The sequence below is a fragment of the Microcoleus anatoxicus genome, assembly GCF_042465725.1.
GTDB classification, from domain to species: Bacteria; Cyanobacteriota; Cyanobacteriia; order Cyanobacteriales; family Microcoleaceae; genus Microcoleus; species Microcoleus anatoxicus.
This window is the reverse complement of record NZ_CP120853.1, coordinates 2449290-2466986: the sequence shown is the minus strand read 5'-3', so window position 1 is coordinate 2466986 and position 17697 is coordinate 2449290. Positions and strand designations below refer to the sequence as shown.

General features: G+C 44.4%; 16 protein-coding genes and 1 tRNA gene. 7 read left to right on the top strand and 10 right to left on the bottom strand.

Annotation, left to right across the window (positions count from 1 at the left end):
- Positions 1-172: 172 nt before the first annotated feature.
- The 5 genes from P2A85_RS10765 to P2A85_RS10745 form a co-directional block, all read right to left on the bottom strand.
- Entirely contained in the window at positions 173-772 is a 600-nt protein-coding gene (locus P2A85_RS10765; protein WP_377479579.1) for a rhodanese-like domain-containing protein, read from the bottom strand.
- Positions 762-1532: a sterol desaturase family protein gene (locus P2A85_RS10760; RefSeq protein ID WP_377479576.1), complete on the bottom strand. Its 771-nt coding sequence runs from the start codon at positions 1530-1532 to the stop codon at positions 762-764. The genes P2A85_RS10765 and P2A85_RS10760 overlap by 11 nt, the downstream gene beginning before the upstream one ends.
- 23 nt (positions 1533-1555) lie before the next feature.
- Positions 1556-2200, bottom strand: coding sequence for a type IV pilin-like G/H family protein (locus P2A85_RS10755; RefSeq protein WP_377479572.1), 645 nt, complete (start codon positions 2198-2200; stop codon positions 1556-1558).
- A gap of 669 nt (positions 2201-2869) precedes the next feature.
- Positions 2870-4651, bottom strand: a complete 1782-nt coding sequence (locus P2A85_RS10750) for an AAA-like domain-containing protein (RefSeq protein WP_377479570.1) — start codon at positions 4649-4651, stop codon at positions 2870-2872.
- Positions 4605-4781 carry a hypothetical protein gene (locus tag P2A85_RS10745; protein ID WP_377479567.1) on the bottom strand — a complete coding sequence of 59 codons (177 nt, stop codon included), beginning with the start codon at positions 4779-4781 and terminating at the stop codon, positions 4605-4607. Before P2A85_RS10745 ends, P2A85_RS10750 begins: the two co-directional genes overlap by 47 nt.
- Positions 4782-5074: 293 nt before the next feature.
- Between P2A85_RS10745 and P2A85_RS10740 the strand changes: the two genes are divergently transcribed.
- The 5 genes from P2A85_RS10740 (at position 5075) to P2A85_RS10720 (ending at position 10466) form a co-directional block, all read left to right on the top strand.
- Positions 5075-5617, top strand: coding sequence for an NfeD family protein (locus P2A85_RS10740; protein WP_377479564.1), 543 nt, complete (start codon positions 5075-5077; stop codon positions 5615-5617).
- A 101-nt stretch (positions 5618-5718) separates the two neighbouring features.
- A complete protein-coding gene (locus tag P2A85_RS10735; RefSeq protein ID WP_377479561.1) occupies positions 5719-6279 on the top strand; it encodes an SPFH domain-containing protein in 561 nt (186 codons plus the stop codon).
- A gap of 215 nt (positions 6280-6494) precedes the next feature.
- The gene (locus tag P2A85_RS10730) at positions 6495-6749 is read left to right on the top strand and encodes a hypothetical protein (protein WP_377479559.1); all 255 of its coding nucleotides are present in this window, start codon (positions 6495-6497) and stop codon (positions 6747-6749) included.
- Positions 6749-9316, top strand: coding sequence for an AAA-like domain-containing protein (locus P2A85_RS10725; protein ID WP_377479556.1), 2568 nt, complete (start codon positions 6749-6751; stop codon positions 9314-9316). The genes P2A85_RS10730 and P2A85_RS10725 overlap by 1 nt, the downstream gene beginning before the upstream one ends.
- An 85-nt stretch (positions 9317-9401) precedes the next feature.
- The gene (locus tag P2A85_RS10720; protein ID WP_340519169.1) at positions 9402-10466 is read left to right on the top strand and encodes a TrkA family potassium uptake protein; all 1065 of its coding nucleotides are present in this window, start codon (positions 9402-9404) and stop codon (positions 10464-10466) included.
- A gap of 83 nt (positions 10467-10549) precedes the next feature.
- On the opposite strand, the gene P2A85_RS10715 is transcribed toward P2A85_RS10720, so the two are convergent.
- Positions 10550-10622, bottom strand: a tRNA-Ala gene (locus tag P2A85_RS10715).
- A 149-nt stretch (positions 10623-10771) separates the two neighbouring features.
- Positions 10772-10975 (bottom strand): hypothetical protein, encoded by a 204-nt coding sequence (locus P2A85_RS10710; RefSeq protein WP_333443750.1) that lies wholly within the window; start codon positions 10973-10975, stop codon positions 10772-10774.
- A gap of 159 nt (positions 10976-11134) precedes the next feature.
- Here P2A85_RS10710 and P2A85_RS10705 point away from each other — a divergent pair, with 159 nt between their 5' ends.
- Positions 11135-11332, top strand: a complete 198-nt coding sequence (locus P2A85_RS10705; RefSeq protein ID WP_377479553.1) for a hypothetical protein — start codon at positions 11135-11137, stop codon at positions 11330-11332.
- Positions 11333-11483: 151 nt separating this feature from the next.
- On the opposite strand, the gene prfC is transcribed toward P2A85_RS10705, so the two are convergent.
- Entirely contained in the window at positions 11484-13112 is a 1629-nt protein-coding gene (gene prfC, locus P2A85_RS10700; RefSeq protein WP_377479550.1) for a peptide chain release factor 3, read from the bottom strand.
- 182 nt (positions 13113-13294) lie between these two features.
- Here prfC and P2A85_RS10695 point away from each other — a divergent pair, with 182 nt between their 5' ends.
- Positions 13295-13639, top strand: coding sequence for a DUF4870 domain-containing protein (locus P2A85_RS10695; protein WP_341737402.1), 345 nt, complete (start codon positions 13295-13297; stop codon positions 13637-13639).
- 220 nt (positions 13640-13859) lie between these two features.
- Here the strand turns inward: P2A85_RS10695 and P2A85_RS10690 are convergent, their stop codons facing one another.
- Positions 13860-14336 carry a cyclic nucleotide-binding domain-containing protein gene (locus P2A85_RS10690; RefSeq protein ID WP_341734327.1) on the bottom strand — a complete coding sequence of 159 codons (477 nt, stop codon included), beginning with the start codon at positions 14334-14336 and terminating at the stop codon, positions 13860-13862.
- Between the two features lie 135 nt (positions 14337-14471).
- Positions 14472-17516 carry a HEAT repeat domain-containing protein gene (locus tag P2A85_RS10685; RefSeq protein WP_377479547.1) on the bottom strand — a complete coding sequence of 1015 codons (3045 nt, stop codon included), beginning with the start codon at positions 17514-17516 and terminating at the stop codon, positions 14472-14474.
- Between the last annotated feature and the right edge of the window lie 181 nt (positions 17517-17697).

Genomic DNA, 17697 nt, shown 5'->3' with positions numbered 1-17697 from the left:
TCAACTAATATTGATTTATATTAATTTTTAAGTTTTAATATCAATTCCGGTTGCACTCCTGATTATATACAGCGGTTCCCGCTGTTACGAGGTACAGTAGCAGTAATTAACAAAGGCTACTCTTTCATAGTTCAGTCCGCCGTTGTAGCGCATAAATTATGCTGATTCTTAGCTAATTACTTTTGATAGTTGCTTTCTGTGGTACAGTAATTCTGCCTAAAATCGTGGCATCTTTTTGAGCAGGCACTGCTTGTCGCCACGCTTTGATACCGCCGGAAAGGACAACAAAATTAAAGGGCATATCCTGATTTTGTTGAGTCTTATTTCGCGGAATATCTTGGGAATACTGAGCCATTTTTTCCAATTTGTGGTATGCTTTAATCGATCGCCCTCCTCTAGCACAATACAGTACAACTATTGGCTGAGGTCGATCGGATTTAACTCTAGCTTTGACAATGGCTTGAACCTGTTTAGCCCCGAACCCAATCTCAATATCAGTTAGGGGAACCAGCGGACTGTCACCGATGCGATCTTCGGCGTATTCTTCAGGCGATCGCACATCGATCAAAATCACTGGTTTCAACTTACCTTCCTGCAATTCGGCAACAGTTACTTGTTTGGTATTTAAACTAGCGATAAAAGTGGGAATATCCATGTGATTAAATAGGGCAACTGCACTCAAAGAAGCAACACTCATCAAGCCAAATCCCATAATTACCAGCAACAGGCGAGAATAGCGATTAATACCTTGTTTTGAATTTTTATCTAGCATTTTTCATCATCCTTAAAAATGGATAAAACATTTGTCCGACATATCCAGCAGGTATAGAATCAGAGATACCATATTTATGAGGCATTTTTTTCGCTGGCATATACATAGTTCCAAATAGCAAATCTAACAAAGGAAACTGAGCAGCAAAATTTTTGTTGGGGACGAAGGGAACTTGACTGTGATGCCAGTGATGAAATTGTGGCGTTGCTATCAACCATTTTAACATCCCAAATTTGAATTTAATATTAGCATGAATTAAAAAGGCGATCGCCGCCGAATAAAGAGCATAAACCACGAAAGTCTCCTTGGTAAATCCCAACCAGACAAGAGGCATAATTTTGCAAATCTGAGTCAAGAGTTGCTCGCAGGGATGCACCCGCACTGCTGCCAACCAATCCATGTGTTCAATGCTGTGATGGACTGCATGAAATTGCCAAAGCCAGGGTACTTCATGCAGCATTCGGTGAGCGATATAATATGCCAGATCGGAAACGATAATTGCTTCTAGAAACTGCAACCAGACAGGTTGAGAAGCTACTTTGCTTTGAAATTCCGGATTGAGTAAATTAGTCATTAGCGACAAAGTTAGAGTCACAACAATAGCGCCGGATTTGCCAATAAAGTGACCTGTAAAAAAATAAGTGGCATCGGTTGCCCATCCGAGACGGAATATATTTTGCTTGTGCAAGACAAAGATTCTTTCTAGGGGAATGAATATGGCTGCTAAGATGATGAAACCTTTGACAATTTCAGGTAACATGAGATTCTGATTAATGTCGATATTTAATTCGTTAATGGTTGCGTACCAGCAGCGCAAACAGGAGCATCATTCCGAAGGATAGGATTAGCTGGTTGGATATTCCCAGGATAATTTGCTGCACACACAATGAATACAGTAGTCTTTTCATTTTTATCTGCTGGGGAAACAGGTACTAAAAATACAGCCCCGACATAGCTAAGAAGATTATCGCTGCGGGCTACCCCATAACTAAACGCAGCATTTTTGGTAGCTATGGCTGAATAGTTATAGTTGGTGGTCTGAGTTTTAATGCCGAGACCCAAGGGACTAATGGAATTGGAAAATGTATTGTTCTCTGCATAATAAAATTGTTGACCTTTGTTGATTGAGGCAACATATTGCTTAGCTTCTGAATGCTTCGCTTTATTGCCGCCACAACTCGCAACTTCAGGGATGGCGATCGCAGCAACTATCACAGAAAGTATTATACCCAAAGGAAAATACAGAAAAGTTATTTTCAGTAACGTTACTGCCACAGATTTACGTTTTTTTATTGGCCACAAATCTGGCTGATAATTTTTGGCGACAGATTTAGGTTCTGTGATGGGCCGATCGGGTTGATAAGTTTTTACCAAAGCTTCCGATTTTTGGTTAATTTGGTTTAGTTCAGGCTTTTCTTCGAGTTGCATAGTTGTTCTCCAAATGTTTGACACGAGAAGTTTTTAGACGATGATTTGTCTTAGGAGATGTGCGAGATTCGGCTTTGAGGTAGCGCCTCTTTGACCTTGGACTGAGGATTGGCCAACCGGGGCGATCGCACTTTCTACCATATTTCTATTAAATCACGTCACTATTTGAGAACATGAGTGATACCAATTTCATAAAGTAGCGCTACATATCTACCCCCCCAACCCCCCCTTATTAAGGGGGGGCTAAGAACTACATTTGTAGTAGGACTTTATGAAAATGGTATGAGTTCTCATCGACTTCTCATCGACTTTGATCCCCCCTAGCCCCAGGGCGGTTTCATTCTCCAAAAAACGAGGGCTTTGTAGGGGTAGTGGATGGTGCGTGCCTACCCCCTCCACCGACCATTTTCCGTCATTTCAGAGATTGGGGCAACCACGGGGGATTGCCCCTACAAGAGAATGAAACAGCCCTGCCCCTAGCCCCCCTTCTTAAGGGGGGGACTGGAAGCGCTCTCAAAGTCCCCCTTCCCCCCTTGGGGGGGGCTAGGGGGGGGTGGGGATGCGAGGGGGATCTAGACGATCGGGAAAAACGAGATTTCTCAAGGTTTTTAGTCTTAAGTAAACACCAATTCGATCTTCGCAAGGCCCGTTGCGTAAGTCTTGTAAGAATTATTTGCCATTTAGCCGATCGCGAAAATACTCCTCATACAAGCGACATCTCGGAATACAATGATTTCCATCCAACTTCACCAGCCCCATACTATTTAACTTAAACCCCAATTCTGACCTCAATCGCACTGGCTGGGAAACACTCGTCACCTCCCTCATCCCCTCCATTAATTCCCCATATTTCTCTAAATTCCACAAATGTCTGCGCAAATGATCGCTGTAAATTCCCGCTTCAGTTGCAGATTCTTTGACTAACCGATCTAAAGTCACATCTTGACGCGAAATATGATACATTCCCAGCCGCACTAAATAAGGATTTCCGCCTACTAAACCCATCAATTCTGCAACTTCAGCAGCACTCCAACTCAATCCGTGCCGCCTTGCCAAATCTTGCACTTGCTGCAAATTAAACTCCGGCAATTCTATCGGCAATCCCACATTAAACGGCGATTTATTCACATCCAGCGGGATATAAACTTCCGTAGAATGCACCACAATCAAGCGAAAGTTTTTCCAAATATCTCGCCGTTTTGCTTCTTCGTGCAAAGCCCGCAATAACCCAAAAAAATCATCGGCAATTTCCGGCGATTCAAAGAGGCGATCGCACTCATCCAAACCCAAAGTTAAAGGCGGTGACAATTCCGACAGCAAATACTGTTCAAAGTAAGCCTTGCAGCACTGATTGCTACCAATCAAATCTGCTAATTCCCAGCACTTTGGTAACTGTTCCAGCATTCCCAACTCTTGACCGACGCTAGCACAAAACCACTGCAAAAATGTATCTGAACTCGCAAAAACTCTCCTATTTGCTAGCTGAAAACTCAGCGCCACGGTGCGACAACCTTGCTGTTCTGCATGATGCAAAATCCTCGCCATTAAAGAAGTTTTGCCCATCTGTCTGGGAGCTTTAATCCGAATCAGGGCTCCAGGCTGGACAATGGTTTCATAACAGCGAGATTCAATGGGAGGGCGATCGATATAAAAACGAGAAGCTAAATCTACTTGTCCTCCCGGCAATTCTGGTGCTGCTGCTGGTAGAGGTTGAATTATTGCTTGTTGTGTGTTAGTAATTTTGCTCAATTTGACAGCTAATTCATGGTCAGCATTTAAGGATATGCGACCTTCTTTAACTACGGTCAAAATTTCTGATATTAACTGAGATGAGTCGCGGACACACCGCCATTGCCAAGACTGAATTCCTGCTAAATAGTTTAATAAATCAAAGGAAAATGGTGCATTTAATTCAACCCAAATCGGTAAAATAGCTGGTTTTTTAGCAGTTAAATTGTGTAATTCTTTGGCTAGCTGGACTTGTTCTAATATCATTTCGCTAGCAGCATATTCTTCGCAAATTATCAGTATTAAATAATCGCTAATTTTCAAATATGAGCTGGAATCGCTGCTGTTATTAACTAAAAATACTTGGTGGCTAGCGGTAGTCAAAGCTTGGTGCAATTGTTGAACCAGGGTGTTGTTTTGACTGGATTGGGCGTTAGCGAAGCCCTCGAAGAGGATCGCAATTTTGGCTGCGATCGACTGTATTTCCACAGAGTCGCATTTATCCTCAAAATCGGCTATATCGCGCCATTCCTGATTCAATCCGCGACAAATTTCGATGAAATTGGCATAATCCACAGGTTTGCCATTTAGGAAATGACTGACAGTAGATTGGGCTATCCCTAAATCCTCAGCCAGGATTTTCTGACTGGGAAAGCCATTTCTCAGCAGAGACGATTTAACTGTGGGAATGTACTGGAGACGCAGCCTGAGCGATCGAGGCATTGTTTATAACGATCGAGACACTGGAACCATCATAAATGCCAAGCGTCCCAAAGTCGATGAAAAGTCGATTGCTGTACCGATATCGTTTGTAAGTCCGACAGTCCGACAGGGAATGAATTCCCTGTCTCATAGCGAAAGTCCTCTTAAAGAGGACTGAAAAGGCAATTAAATCAACTTCTTAATCCTCAATCTCAAATCTCAAATCTCTAGTCGGTTTCAACCGACTTTCGCTATGAGGCAGGGGTTTAAACCCCTGCCGGACTGCGGATTTGACCTTAAATTGACTGCTAACCGTCCCTAAAGTTGATAAAAAGTCGATGAAAAGTCGATGAATTCTCGAATAACTCACTCGCCAACTCAAATAGCCACCTGATTAGATTAGAAATAACCAGGTTGAGCACTGTCACAAGGGGGTGAATAATTATGTACTCTATCCTAAGTTTGCCGCTAGCATTAGCAACTAATCAACCAACTTTCGCATTCACGCCGCCGATGTTCTGGTTGCTCATCGCAGTTGTGCTAAGTGCGATCGATCTATTCATCCAAAAAACTCAGCCCCAAAAATACAAATTTTACCTGCTGATGATGGGGGCTGCTGCTTTAATTTCATCCTTTGTTTTGTGGAGAGGAGCGATCGCATTTCAGTTCAGTTGGGCCAACGTAATGTATGAAGATTTTGACTGGCAGATATTCTACTGGATGGGGATATCTCTCGCCCTGAGTATCTGGATTAGACCAATTTTTATTGTTCGCAAAAAGTTTGTGATTCCCGAAGCAACGGAAGCGACAAGTATCTCCGAAATTTTATCTGGAGAAACTGGAATGGTGATTTATGAAGGTGCTTCGTGGAAAGCTCGCAATGAAGATAACCAAGTAATCGCACCCAGACAAAAAGTTTACGTTTTGCGCCGCGAAGGAAATACGTTGATTGTTGTACCTGACAAATTAATTCATGTCAACAGATGACTCGGCGATTGAAATCGCTTCTACACAAACAAAGTCCGCCTCCGCGGACTAAGAAATCACTATTAACTGTCAATTGTCAACTATTTACCAGGAGATTCACTATGTATCAGTATTTTTTGATGGTGTTGTTTGCAATCACCGGAGTATCCTTAGCCAGCAGTGTTAAAATTGTCCGTCAAGGAGATGAAGCCTTAGTTGAAATTTTCGGAAAGTACGATCGCAAAAAACTAGAACCTGGTTTGACATTTCTGATTCCCTTTGTCGAAACAGTCGCCTACAAACAAACTCTGCGCGAGCAAATTTTAAGACTACCACCGCAACAATGCACAACAGGCGATCGAGTTTTTGTCACCGTTGAATTTATTGTGTACTGGCGAATCATTGACTTAGAAAAAGCTTCCTACAAGGTGCAGAATCTCAAGGAAGCCATGTTCAATATGCTGATTCTTTCCATTCGGACTCACATTGCTAAATTAACTGTAGAGGAACTTTACACGGCTCGCAATTTACTCAACAATGCTTTAGTGGAGGAGTTGGATACAACCACCGATCCTTGGGGTGTGAAGTTTACGAGGGTGGAATTGCGCGATTTTGCGATCGGCACTAAAGCGATTCAGCCAACATCAATTGACCGTAAAGATATACAACACCTACGAGCTTAGCGATTAGTATTTCCTAGTTTTCCTCGTTTTCAGTATCTGCCCATTCCTGACAATAAACACGCGCTTTCCCAAAGTCCAGCAGGGGTTTAAACCCCTGCCTCAAAGCGAAAGTCCTCGCTATGAGGACTCAGGATAAGACTTTGAAATTTATTATACATCTCAAAAAAATAATTTAAAAGCCTTGTCCTATTTAGACAAAAATATAGTTTCTGGAGATGTCTATTAGTCCTCATAGCGAGGACTTAAGCAAAGAATTTAAAAGTTGTGTCGGCGGTGTCTTTGTAGTTGCTGTTAAAGAACTTGACACATATACTGCTGTAGATAAAGTAACGACAATATCTATAATGTGCGAAGCGGATTCTCCCGGTATAATTAAACCAGCGGAACCAACTTATCAAAATGGTAAAATTGCTTGCGCTAAAGGCACAACAGAGTTTAGGTCTAAACTATTTTTAGTAAACCCAAGATAATGGCAGTCGATTACCAGTATCAAATCGGCGGCAGTCTCCCGCAAGATTCACCTACTTATGTAGTGCGAAAAGCTGACTCAGAACTCTATGAAAGCCTAAAAGCTGGAGAGTTTTGTTACGTGCTCAATTCCCGACAAATGGGCAAATCTAGTTTGCTGGTGCGAACTGTACAAAAGCTCTCGGCTGATGGCATTGCTTGTGCTACGATCGACCTTTCGGATATTGGCAACCAGCAAGTCTCTCTCGATAAATGGTACGGCGGTGTCGCTTACAAACTTTTGTGCAATTTTAACCTGTTTAACGCAGTCGAGTTTATGACTTGGTGGCGAGACAGAGAATTGATGTCGCCAGTCCAACGTTTAGGAGAGTTAATTGAAGAATTATTGCTAGTCAAAATTCCTCAAAACATTGTCATTTTCATCGATGAAATTGATAGCATTCTCAGTTTCAAAGAATCGCTAGATGACTTTTTTGCCTTGATTCGGTCTTGCTATAACAAACGCGCTCACAAATCAGAATACCAGCGCTTAACATTTGCTTTGCTGGGAGTTGCTACGCCATCAGATTTAATGAGTGATGCAACTCGCACGCCGTTTAATATTGGTCGAGCTATTGAAGTTCAGGGTTTTCAATTACACGAATGTTTGCCTTTAGTCAAGGGGATTGAGGGGAAAGTTGACAATCCTCAAGCAGTTTTACAAGAGATTTTGAAGTGGACCGGCGGACAGCCGTTTCTGACTCAAAAGTTGTGTAAACTGATAGTTCAAGGGAAAGAAGAAGAACCCCCCCCTACCCCCCCCAAGGGGGGAAATAAGAAGGAAGAAGGAGCAAAGTTGTTGATTAGGGAGATTGTGCAATCTCAGATTATTGATAATTGGGAAGCTGCTGATGAGCCAGTGCATTTGAAAACAATTCGCGATCGCCTCCTCAGAAATCAGCACCGTGCCAGCAGGTTATTAGGATTATATCAAAAAATACTAGCACTCTCAGGTCAAGGAGAAATTTGTAGGGGTAGTGCCCCCGTGCCTACCCCTGCCCCCGTGCCTACCCCTGCCCCCGTGCCCGCCCTAGCAGAGGGGATCGAAGCCGATGATACTTCCGAACAAACTGAATTGCGACTCAGCGGATTAGTAGTAAAACGCGGCGAAAAATTAACCGTATCTAACCGAATTTACGCAGCAATATTCAACCAAAAATGGGTTGAAAAAGCACTAGCTGACTTACGCCCCTATGCTGAATCGCTAACAGCATGGATAGTGTCAAATTGTCAAGATGAATCTCGATTGTTGCGCGGTCAAGCATTGCAAGATGCGCGAGAATGGGCTGCTGGAAAAAGCTTGAGCACCCAAGATTATCAGTTTTTAGCAGCTAGCCAAGAGGCAGAATTTGCCCAATTGCGCGATCGCGAACAACAAACTAAAGCAGAAATAGAATTATTGCGTCGGGAAAATCAGTTATTAGAACAACTAACCCTAGAGCAAAAACTGAGGAAAGCTACTCAACTTAAACTCTGGCGTGAAGAACAACTGAAAGTACAAATTTTCACGGTAAGTTCAGCATTACTGATTTCAATCTTACTTGCTGCTTTTTGGATAAAACCCTCAATTGAGGAAAGAAACAACAAAATCCTGACTCTCAGTTTGTTTTCCGAAACCCTATTGGCAGCCGATAAAAAACCGGAGGCTTTAATAGAAAGCCTTCGGGCTGTCAAAGAAATGAGGGGTTCGCTTGGAGTGAGTTCAGATATCCAAATCATGGTTTTAACCGTACTAGAACAAGTAGTTTACAGTTTTAATCAACGCATAACTTTTCCCACTTCAACCAGTAAATTAGGTTTTATTACTTTCAGCCCTGACAGTCAAATGCTGGCAATACCTAGCGACGACCGCACGATTAAAATTTGGTATACTAACGGCAGTTTAAAAGCTGTATTAAAAGGTGATAGCGCTAAAATTAAAAGTATACATTTCAGTGCCGATAGTCAGAGGCTGATTTCAGTTAGCGATGATAATATAGTGAAAAATTGGCAAGTTGACGGCAAGTTGATTCAACCTTTACCAGGGGACAGCGACCAAGTTACTAAGGTAAAGAATGATAGAATTTTGCCTAAAATTTTAAGTTTAGATGGCGCAATGTTTGCCACCGCAAATAACGATCAAACTGCCAGCATTTGGAGCAAAGACGGTAAACTGCTGAGTATTTTTAAACATCCCAGCCAAGTTACAAATATTAGTTTTAGTCCCGACAGCCAAATGCTGGTATCGTCGAGTGCAGACAAAATGGTGAGGCTGTGGAAAATTGATGGTACATTGCTCAAAACTTTAAAGGGACACAAGAGTGCGGTGGGGAGTGCGAGTTTTAGTCCTGATGGTCGGGCGATCGCCAGTGCGAGTGCTGATGGTACGGTGATATTGTGGAATTTGAATGTGGATGATTTGCTGGCGCAGGGTTGCAATTTAACTCGCCATTATGTTCAGGTTAAGTCTTTGGTTAATCAAAGCGATCGCCATTTATGCGACGGAATTAGCGATCGAGAAAAAGTGCGATCGCCTATCCACAAGCCCTAACTGGCAAATATTAATCGATCGCCATAAGTACGCCAAAAATAGTTAAACTTGGTAGCACATCATAGGTAATAGGCCAACCCCATCGGTGTATTCTATTCTCGAACAAAAATATCAGCGACTGCAAAAAGAGTTAATGGGCGGTGTCATCGCCCTTGGCGGCATTTTCTGCACGGGTACTCTCTGGTATTGGCTGGTGGAAAAATGGTCTTTGTTGGATGCGGCTTACATGACCGTATTTACCCTAGCAACAGTGGGCTACGGCGAACTTCATCCCCTCGGTAAACGGGGGCGAATGTTTACCATGTGCCTAATTTTGATGGGTGTTATTGCTATTGGTTTTATTGTTAACCGCTTTACAGAAGCCCTCATTCAAGGATATTTTCAGGAAGGAGCAAGAATTAGGCAACAACGGCGCTTGGTAGATTCTTTGATTGGGCATTACATTCTCTGCGGTTTTGGGCGCACTGGGCGTCAGATTGCTGTGGAATTTCAGGCAGAAAATATCTCTTTTGTGGTGATAGATTCGGCGGTGCAGTCGGTGGAGGCAGCTTTGACCCTGGGATATACGGCGGTGCAAGGAGACGCTACTTTGGACGAAACCTTGCTAAATGTGGGAGTCGATCGGGCAATTTGTATCGTAGCAGCTTTGCCTTCGGATGCTGAGAATTTATACACTGTGCTGTCAGCGAAAACCCTGAACCCGAAGATACGGGCGATTTCCCGTGCCACCACAGAAGAAGCCGTACAGAAGTTGCAGCGGGGTGGTGCCGATGCTGTCGTATCCCCCTACATCACCGGCGGAAAGCGGATGGCAGCGGCTGCTTTACGCCCTCAAGTGATGGATTTTGTGGATGGGATTCTGACGGGAACCGAAAGTTCTTTTTACATGGAAGAATTTCTGGTAGATTCCAAGAGTTGTGTCTACGTCGGACAAACTTTGAGAGATGCCAAATTGCGATCGCAATCGGGGGCCTTAGTTTTAGCAGTGCGACGCGCTAGCGGGACTTTGATTGTCGGGCCAACCGGAGAAACCGCCATTTGTGGAGGAGATATGCTGATTTGCTTGGGTACCGCGGAACAATTGCGCGCCCTCAATCAAATCCTCAGTCCCTTAAAATCTCGTCTGACTCGCCCACCCAACCATACATAAGTCCTAGGCCAACCATAGACAAAACAAGCGTTCTACAGCATTCACCAGCCGTAAAACCCTTGTTTAGTGTGTATCTTCTCAAATGGAGAATAGCGGGCTCGAACCGCTGACCCCTACAATGCCATCGTAGTGCTCTACCAACTGAGCTAATTCCCCTTTCGTTGCGCGCCTTTCATAATGCCTTAACTTACCGATGTTTGTCAAGCTTTTTTGCATAATGAATTTATCATCCTTGACTGACAAGGTTTTTAGCCTTTTTTTTTACGCCTCCTCCCTTCAGGGCAATTTTCCATCTGTACTATAGATTAATATGTGTGTTGAGATATTTCGGTCAAATGACTCAAACAAGACCCCATGAGGAAGTAGACCACTACCAAGGCTGCTGCTGAAGCCGCAACTAGGGTGCCGGCTAGCATTAGTGAAAATTCCCGTTGTGCGATCGCCTCCTGCATTAAGTGCAAAGACCACGCAACTAGAGCAACGTCAATTATTAAAATAGAAACCAGCATAAGTTACGTTTTGTAACAGCTCACCTATTGTAACAAAACTTTTGGCTGCGTGCCGATAAGCTAATAAGCATTTAACTATTGCTGTTAAACGCACAGGGAGCAGCGAAAACAACGCGAAAAAAATATAGCTTTTTTTAATAATTACAATATGCAAACTAAATGAGAGCTAGCTCAGCTTTCTTGGGTAGTTTTAGCGGAAAATCCTCGATCGCCCTTTTTTTTCCGGCCAGAGTGCGATCGCCAATCCTAGGGACGCACTCAAGTGATGATTTGGTATGGTGCGTCGCTAATGAATTCTTGCTCGTAGCCATCATCGCGGAGGGCGACGCACCCATGTACGGAATTAATTTCCTATAAGTCTTTGAGGCAAAATGATAAGTAGAAGGAAGAAGGAAGAGGTCCCCCCGCCAAGGGGGGAAGATCGATGTGAAGAATAGCAAGCCAGTAAGCTTTTGAGCGATTTGGATCTTGCATTTAATTAGGTGGACTTACTTACTATTATTTAGCTTCAATTTTCGATCTTTTCCAAACCAGAAACCACAGGTGCGATCGCATTTAATTTCAACACAGGATGTTCCCCTTCCACCTGTTGACAATTCCACTCATTTCTAAACAGTAAAACAGGCCTTCCCCAACTATCCTTAACACTCACCGTATTAAACAGTCGCCCCACTTTTGCCATGGCATCCCAACCACCATCAACCCAGCGAGCCACACTATAAGGCAACAGATCGATGCTAGTTTCTACATTATATTCAGAAAGCAGTCTAAACTGCACCACCTCAAATTGCAACTGTCCCACAGCCGCTAGAATTGGCTCCCGTTTTGACTCATCAACCGAATACATAATTTGCACAGCGCCTTCTTCCTGCAACTCCGAAACACCCTTACGAAACTGCTTGAATTTAGAAGGATTGGGATTTCTCAAATAAGCAAAAAGTTCCGGTGAAAAACAGGGAATCCCTTCATATTCCAATTTTTGACCAGTGTAAATCGTATCGCCGATCGCAAAAACTCCCGGATTATTCAAACCAATCACATCCCCAGGATAAGCAACATCGATCGACTGCCGATCCTGAGCAAATAATTTTTGAGGTCTTGACAAACGCACCGTTTTACCACTGCGAGCGTGAGTTACATTCATGTCCTTTTCAAACTTACCCGTACACACCCGAATAAACGCTACGCGATCGCGGTGTCTGGAGTCCATATTTGCTTGCAATTTAAACACAAACCCAGTAAAATCTTCATAGGTTGGCGGAAGTTCTCCAGCGCTGCTTTTGCGGGCGATCGGTTTCAGAGCATAGTCTAAAAACGCATCTAAAAACAGCTCAACCCCAAAATTACTCATCGCACTGCCAAAGAAAACCGGCGTCATTTTTCCAGCAGCAACCAAGTCTAAATCTAGCTCATCCCATAATTCATCGAGCAGTTCCAAATCATCTTTAAATTGATAATAAATATCCGACTCCAAAAGTTCTTCAATACGCGGATCGCCCAAGTCAATCACCGTATCAATAGCGGCGCGAGAACCATGTTGAGTGCGCTCGAACAAGTGAATTTTACGTTGGCGGCGGTCAAAAACACCTTTAAAGCGATCGCCCGTACCGATCGGCCAATTCACCGGATAAGTCTGTAACCCCAACTCCCGCTCAATTTCGTCCAACAAATCTAAAGGTTCTCTGCTAGGGCGATCGAGCTTATTAAAGAATGTAAATATAGGCAGACTTCGCAGCTTACAAACTTCAAATAACTTCCGAGTTTGCGGTTCCAAACCCTTAGCCGCATCCTCCAACATCACCGCATTATCCGCCGCCGCCAGAGTCCGATAAGTATCTTCACTAAAATCTTGGTGTCCCGGAGTATCCAGCAGATTAATGTGATATTTTTTATACTCAAACTGCAATACAGTAGAGGTAATCGAAATTCCCCGCTGCTGTTCCATTTCCATCCAGTCAGAAGTAGCGTGTCGCTGAGAGCGACGGGCTTTCACAGAACCAGCTTCATGAATTGCACCTCCGTAAAGCAGCAACTTTTCTGTCAGAGTAGTTTTACCCGCGTCGGGGTGTGAGATAATGGCAAAGTTGCGTCGGCGCTCAACAGCAGTTTGCAGTTCGGTTTCAAGTTCTGTGGTCATCCGGTTTTAGATTTTAGATTTTAGATTTTAGATTACTCCCACGGCTCAATCCGCGGTTTGTGACCCCTTGGTTTTCGGCGATCGCAAATAAGGTAGGGGAATCATCACCAGACTGCCATTATAGCCTGTGCTAAATTTATGATTAAAGGTAAACTTATCATAGAATTCAACAGAAAAGTAATATGTACGACTCCGACAAGCGGAAGCTGCTATCACTACTGTGCCACGGCGCAATTTTTTTGAGTACGTTATTGTTTTCCATCGGAGTGCCGATCGCTGTACTATTAGTATCCGACGACCCCGTGGTCAAAGATAACGCCAAAGAAGCCATCAATTTTCACCTAAATGTATGGCTCTACAGCAGCATTATTGCAGTGTTAACTATCATTACTTTTGGTCTAGCCGGGTTTGTCCTGATACCCCTAGGTTATCTGGTACATTGGGGACTGACAATTTTTGCGATTCTCCACGTTTTACAAAATCCCAACCTACCTTACCGCTACCCCTTTATTTTCCGCTTAGTTTAAAGCGACTCTGACATCGCCGACTTCTTGAAAAAATCGGGTATTTGCTTCTGAGACATCTCCTAAAAACCTAGTGAAGAACAGGCTGTTTTGCCTACCCCACCAGCATCATAGGAGATGTCTATTAGAGATCTCCTAAAAAGCAAGTGTGCAAGACCAGGATGCCTACTCCACAAGGATGATAGGAGATGTCTATTAGCAATTTCCCCGTACCAAGTCACAATTATCGCAACTCAGCAACTTTAGCAGTATCCGGTAAAGACAGAACCGCTTCTTTAGCATTCAATTTTTGATTCAATTCGCGAATCCGGCGCGACAACAAACGGATAATATTCACAGCAATTCCCGGAGTTTCATCAATAGCATCATAAAGCTGCATTTGAGTCAACATCAAACACTCGCAAGGTTCAAGAGCCGTAATAGAAGCCGATCGCGGTTCCGCATCAAATAGCGACATTTCACCAAAACAAGCACCAGCTTTTAACTGTGCCAAATCCCGATCGCCAATGTGAACCCGCACCGTTCCCGATACCAAAATATAGAGCGATCGACCTTCCTGTCCTTCCGTAAAAATTGTGTGTTTAGAAGGAAAAGAAAGTTCATCCATTACCGATGCTAGACGCACGAGAAAATCATCCCGCAGTTCCTTAAAAATTGGAACCGCCCTTACAAATAATAGGCGTTCAACGCTGGTTAACATAGTGCAATGCAGTGATTGATTTAAACTTAAAAATGAGAAGAATAAAAACTGTTGACTGTTGACTGTTGACTGTTGACTGTTGACTGTTAACTAACAACTGCCAACTGCCAACTACCAACTGCCAATTGACCAATATTACCTTCTTCCTCCAGCGCCCAACTGGGTCATCATCTCTTCGACTTGACCTGATACTAGACGATCGGGGTCATTTTGCAGCCTAGGTAGCAATTCCAGCAAAGCCCTGGGCGAGGCTATTTTCAAATAGGCTAACACTGCTTCGCGCACAAAACCTGTAGGATGGCGCAGACAGACCAAAGTTTGTTGAGCGGTGAGAGTCCAGCGGGCTTCCCTCGCCAAATGAAAACAACAAGCTAATGTCCAATCCGAAAGGAAGTGACGCAATTCTAGCAAGCGCCGTAAACGATCGCTAGGGGCTAGAGGTTTGTACACCATCAATTCCGAGAGGTTGCTCAGTTTTTCCCTTTCCGAGTGCTGATCCAATAGGTTAATCAGCGATCGCTTATTCGCTATATCAACAGTATTGTCCAAAATTTCCAATCCCCTAGCAACCAAAGAAGGTTGGCCAGAAGCGATATTAAAAGCCGCCGCTTGTACAGTGTCTAGCGGATAAAGAAACTTCATCAACAAGAAACACCGATCGGTAGCATCAGATTCTAACCCCGCCAGGGCACGCTGCAACAATTGAGCCGTATCCGAAGCCGGTTCATCGGCGCTGTTTGCATATTCCGTTGAGAACTTGCCGTAGGTTGTTACCGAAGACAAATCCACCATACCTGCGTAAATTTGACCGATAAACATTAACTCCTGTTCAATGAGAGTTTCCAATCCGCTGCGTCCGATGCGGTCTAGAACCCCTTCTATGCCCGCTTCTGAGGGCATTTTCAACAGGATGCGGAGGATATTGCGCCTGGTAGTTCCCCAAGAAGTGAGCAAGTTACCGACGAGAATGTCGATCGCCTCTACAGTCCCAATTTGACCCAAAGCCGTCCAGGCCTGCAACCTCACCAAATCCGATTTGTGGATATCTTCTGCTAAATGAACCAGTAGCCCAATCGCATCATTGTGAAGTTTGACTATCGCCCCCAAAGCAGATTCCCTGGTCGATTTGTAACCTAGTCCGCGGATCAGAGAAGGATAATACTCTTCCGAATGAGTAGCAGAAATCACATCCAACAGAGCGCACCGCACCCGCAAAGATTCATCTTGCAACAGATTCGGTATATACAAACGCAATCCTTGGAGATAGTCAGCCTCTCCCAGAGCCCGCGTCCCCATCACACGTTCCCGCTCTTGCTTGTGAGTCAGCATTTGTCGCAGAGTATTAGTAGCTTCTGCTTTTTGCTGGCGATCGCCCCTTCTCATAATTAAAGCAGCAGCAGTCCCCCGAACTACCGGGTCTACAGTCGGCTGCAAATACGATCGCAAACTGTCGATATTCGGTTCTGCATCTGTCAGCCAGATGTACCGTAGGGCCAAAGCCAGCACTTCCGGAGGCAGAGATTGGTCGCTCAGGTTACGAACAGCCTCCAAATATGCAGGGTTCGGGTGTTGCAGCATCGTTTCCAGGCTTTGGCGCTGCAAGGATGGCGGCAACGATTCCAGAATCGGCGCCAAGACTTCACCCACATTTTTAGGGTCAATTTGGGTCAACAGTTCTATACAAGAACGCTTGTCATCTTCCCCTCCCGGCTGTTCCAAAGTTTCTACTACTGCCCGTTTCAAGGCTTTCAAGTCCACGTCAGTGACACCCAAGCGTCCCCGTTCTGCACTTTTAACCAACAAACCAACGTATTGAGAACGGATCAGCCAGACCACGAACAGCCACACCAGCGACAGCAGAACGATGACAGCAATAAAAACCAAGCTTTGCTGGTCGTGAAATTGATTTTCGTTTTCGTGAGGGAGTATGTAGTTTGTCACCCACAGTAGAATCAGGATGCCGACTCCAGTCACTCCGCAGGACAAAGGTTCGCCCACACCGTTGACCAAAGTTTGGATTCCCGATCGAATATTATCCGGGATTGGTTGGAACAACACCGGACTCACCGTTTCCAACAGCGTGTAGTGCAGCAGTTCGTCTAGAAACCTCAGAAATACCAGTCCGATAAAAACTGGTACTAAGTTTCCCAAAGACACTCCCAGAGTCAGCACTCCCAGTATCGCTATCCCCGCGGGTAGAATCATCGCTGTGACGAATACTCCAATTCTTTCCACCAAGCGGCTGGATGCAAACCACTGAGTCCCCACTTGAAACAACCCTTGAATCCCTTCATAAATGCCCAGGAAGCTAGCTATCCAACTAGCCCCATCCCCTGGGTTTTGGTATTCTAGCTGGCTATAAAATTGGAAATCTACTAAGACGTAGAGGACTTCTGCCAGTACGAAAAAGCTAACTAGAGGTATGGCGTATTTTTGCAGCGGGCCTGTAACTTTACGGGCGGTAAATTCTTGATTGTCGTCTTCGTCTTCGTCATCTGTCCAATGGGCTGTTTCTGGGAATGCTTGGCGGTATTTTTCCGTGAGGTAATACAGCAATATCGAGCCTGTGGCAACCATTAACCCCGATACCAGGGTCACATTTTTCAAACCCACTACGTGCAGCAACACCGGTAGAGAAAATCCGCTGACTACTCCAGCTACTAAATATCCACTGCTGACGAGGGGATAGGTGCGTTTAATTTCTCTGATGTTGAAGAGTTGGTTGGATGTGATGGAAGTATTGAGGTCATTGAGCACATAACAAGCTTCCACCCACAGCCACATCAGGAATATTGTAATGAAGGCGATGCTGATTCCAGCTATCTTAATATCTTCGTAGCCGATGCCGAATCGAAACAGGAATAGCGGTACCGACATCATTCCCAGAACGACTACCACGGTGCGCCGCAAGGGCAGGATTTTTTGCAGCCAGGAGTAGACAAAGCCTAAACCAGAACCGATGAAGGCGCTGGCTATGTAAATCCAGGGCATTTTGTCGGCACCAAATTCGTCTAGAAACAGACCTACTGTGCTGAGTTCCAGCCAGATTAGCCCTACGGAAGTTAAACTGTAGACAAGGAACATCAGTGCGGTTCGCTCTACTTCTTCCGATCGCAGGTTTAGCGATCGAAGCATCCCTTGTCTGACACCCCCTGAACCGCTGATTTGAAAATTGTCCATGCAGCGTTGATTTCCCTCTGTGGTAGCTTATTCCTGACGAACTTCCCAAGTCATCAGCTATCAGTCACCAGTTTATAACTAATGACTGATTGACACTCCACTGTCAACTGTCAACTCTGAGGGCGGGCACTCACAGACACCGCCCCTAGCAATAGTCAACAGTCAACTGTCAACTGTCAAC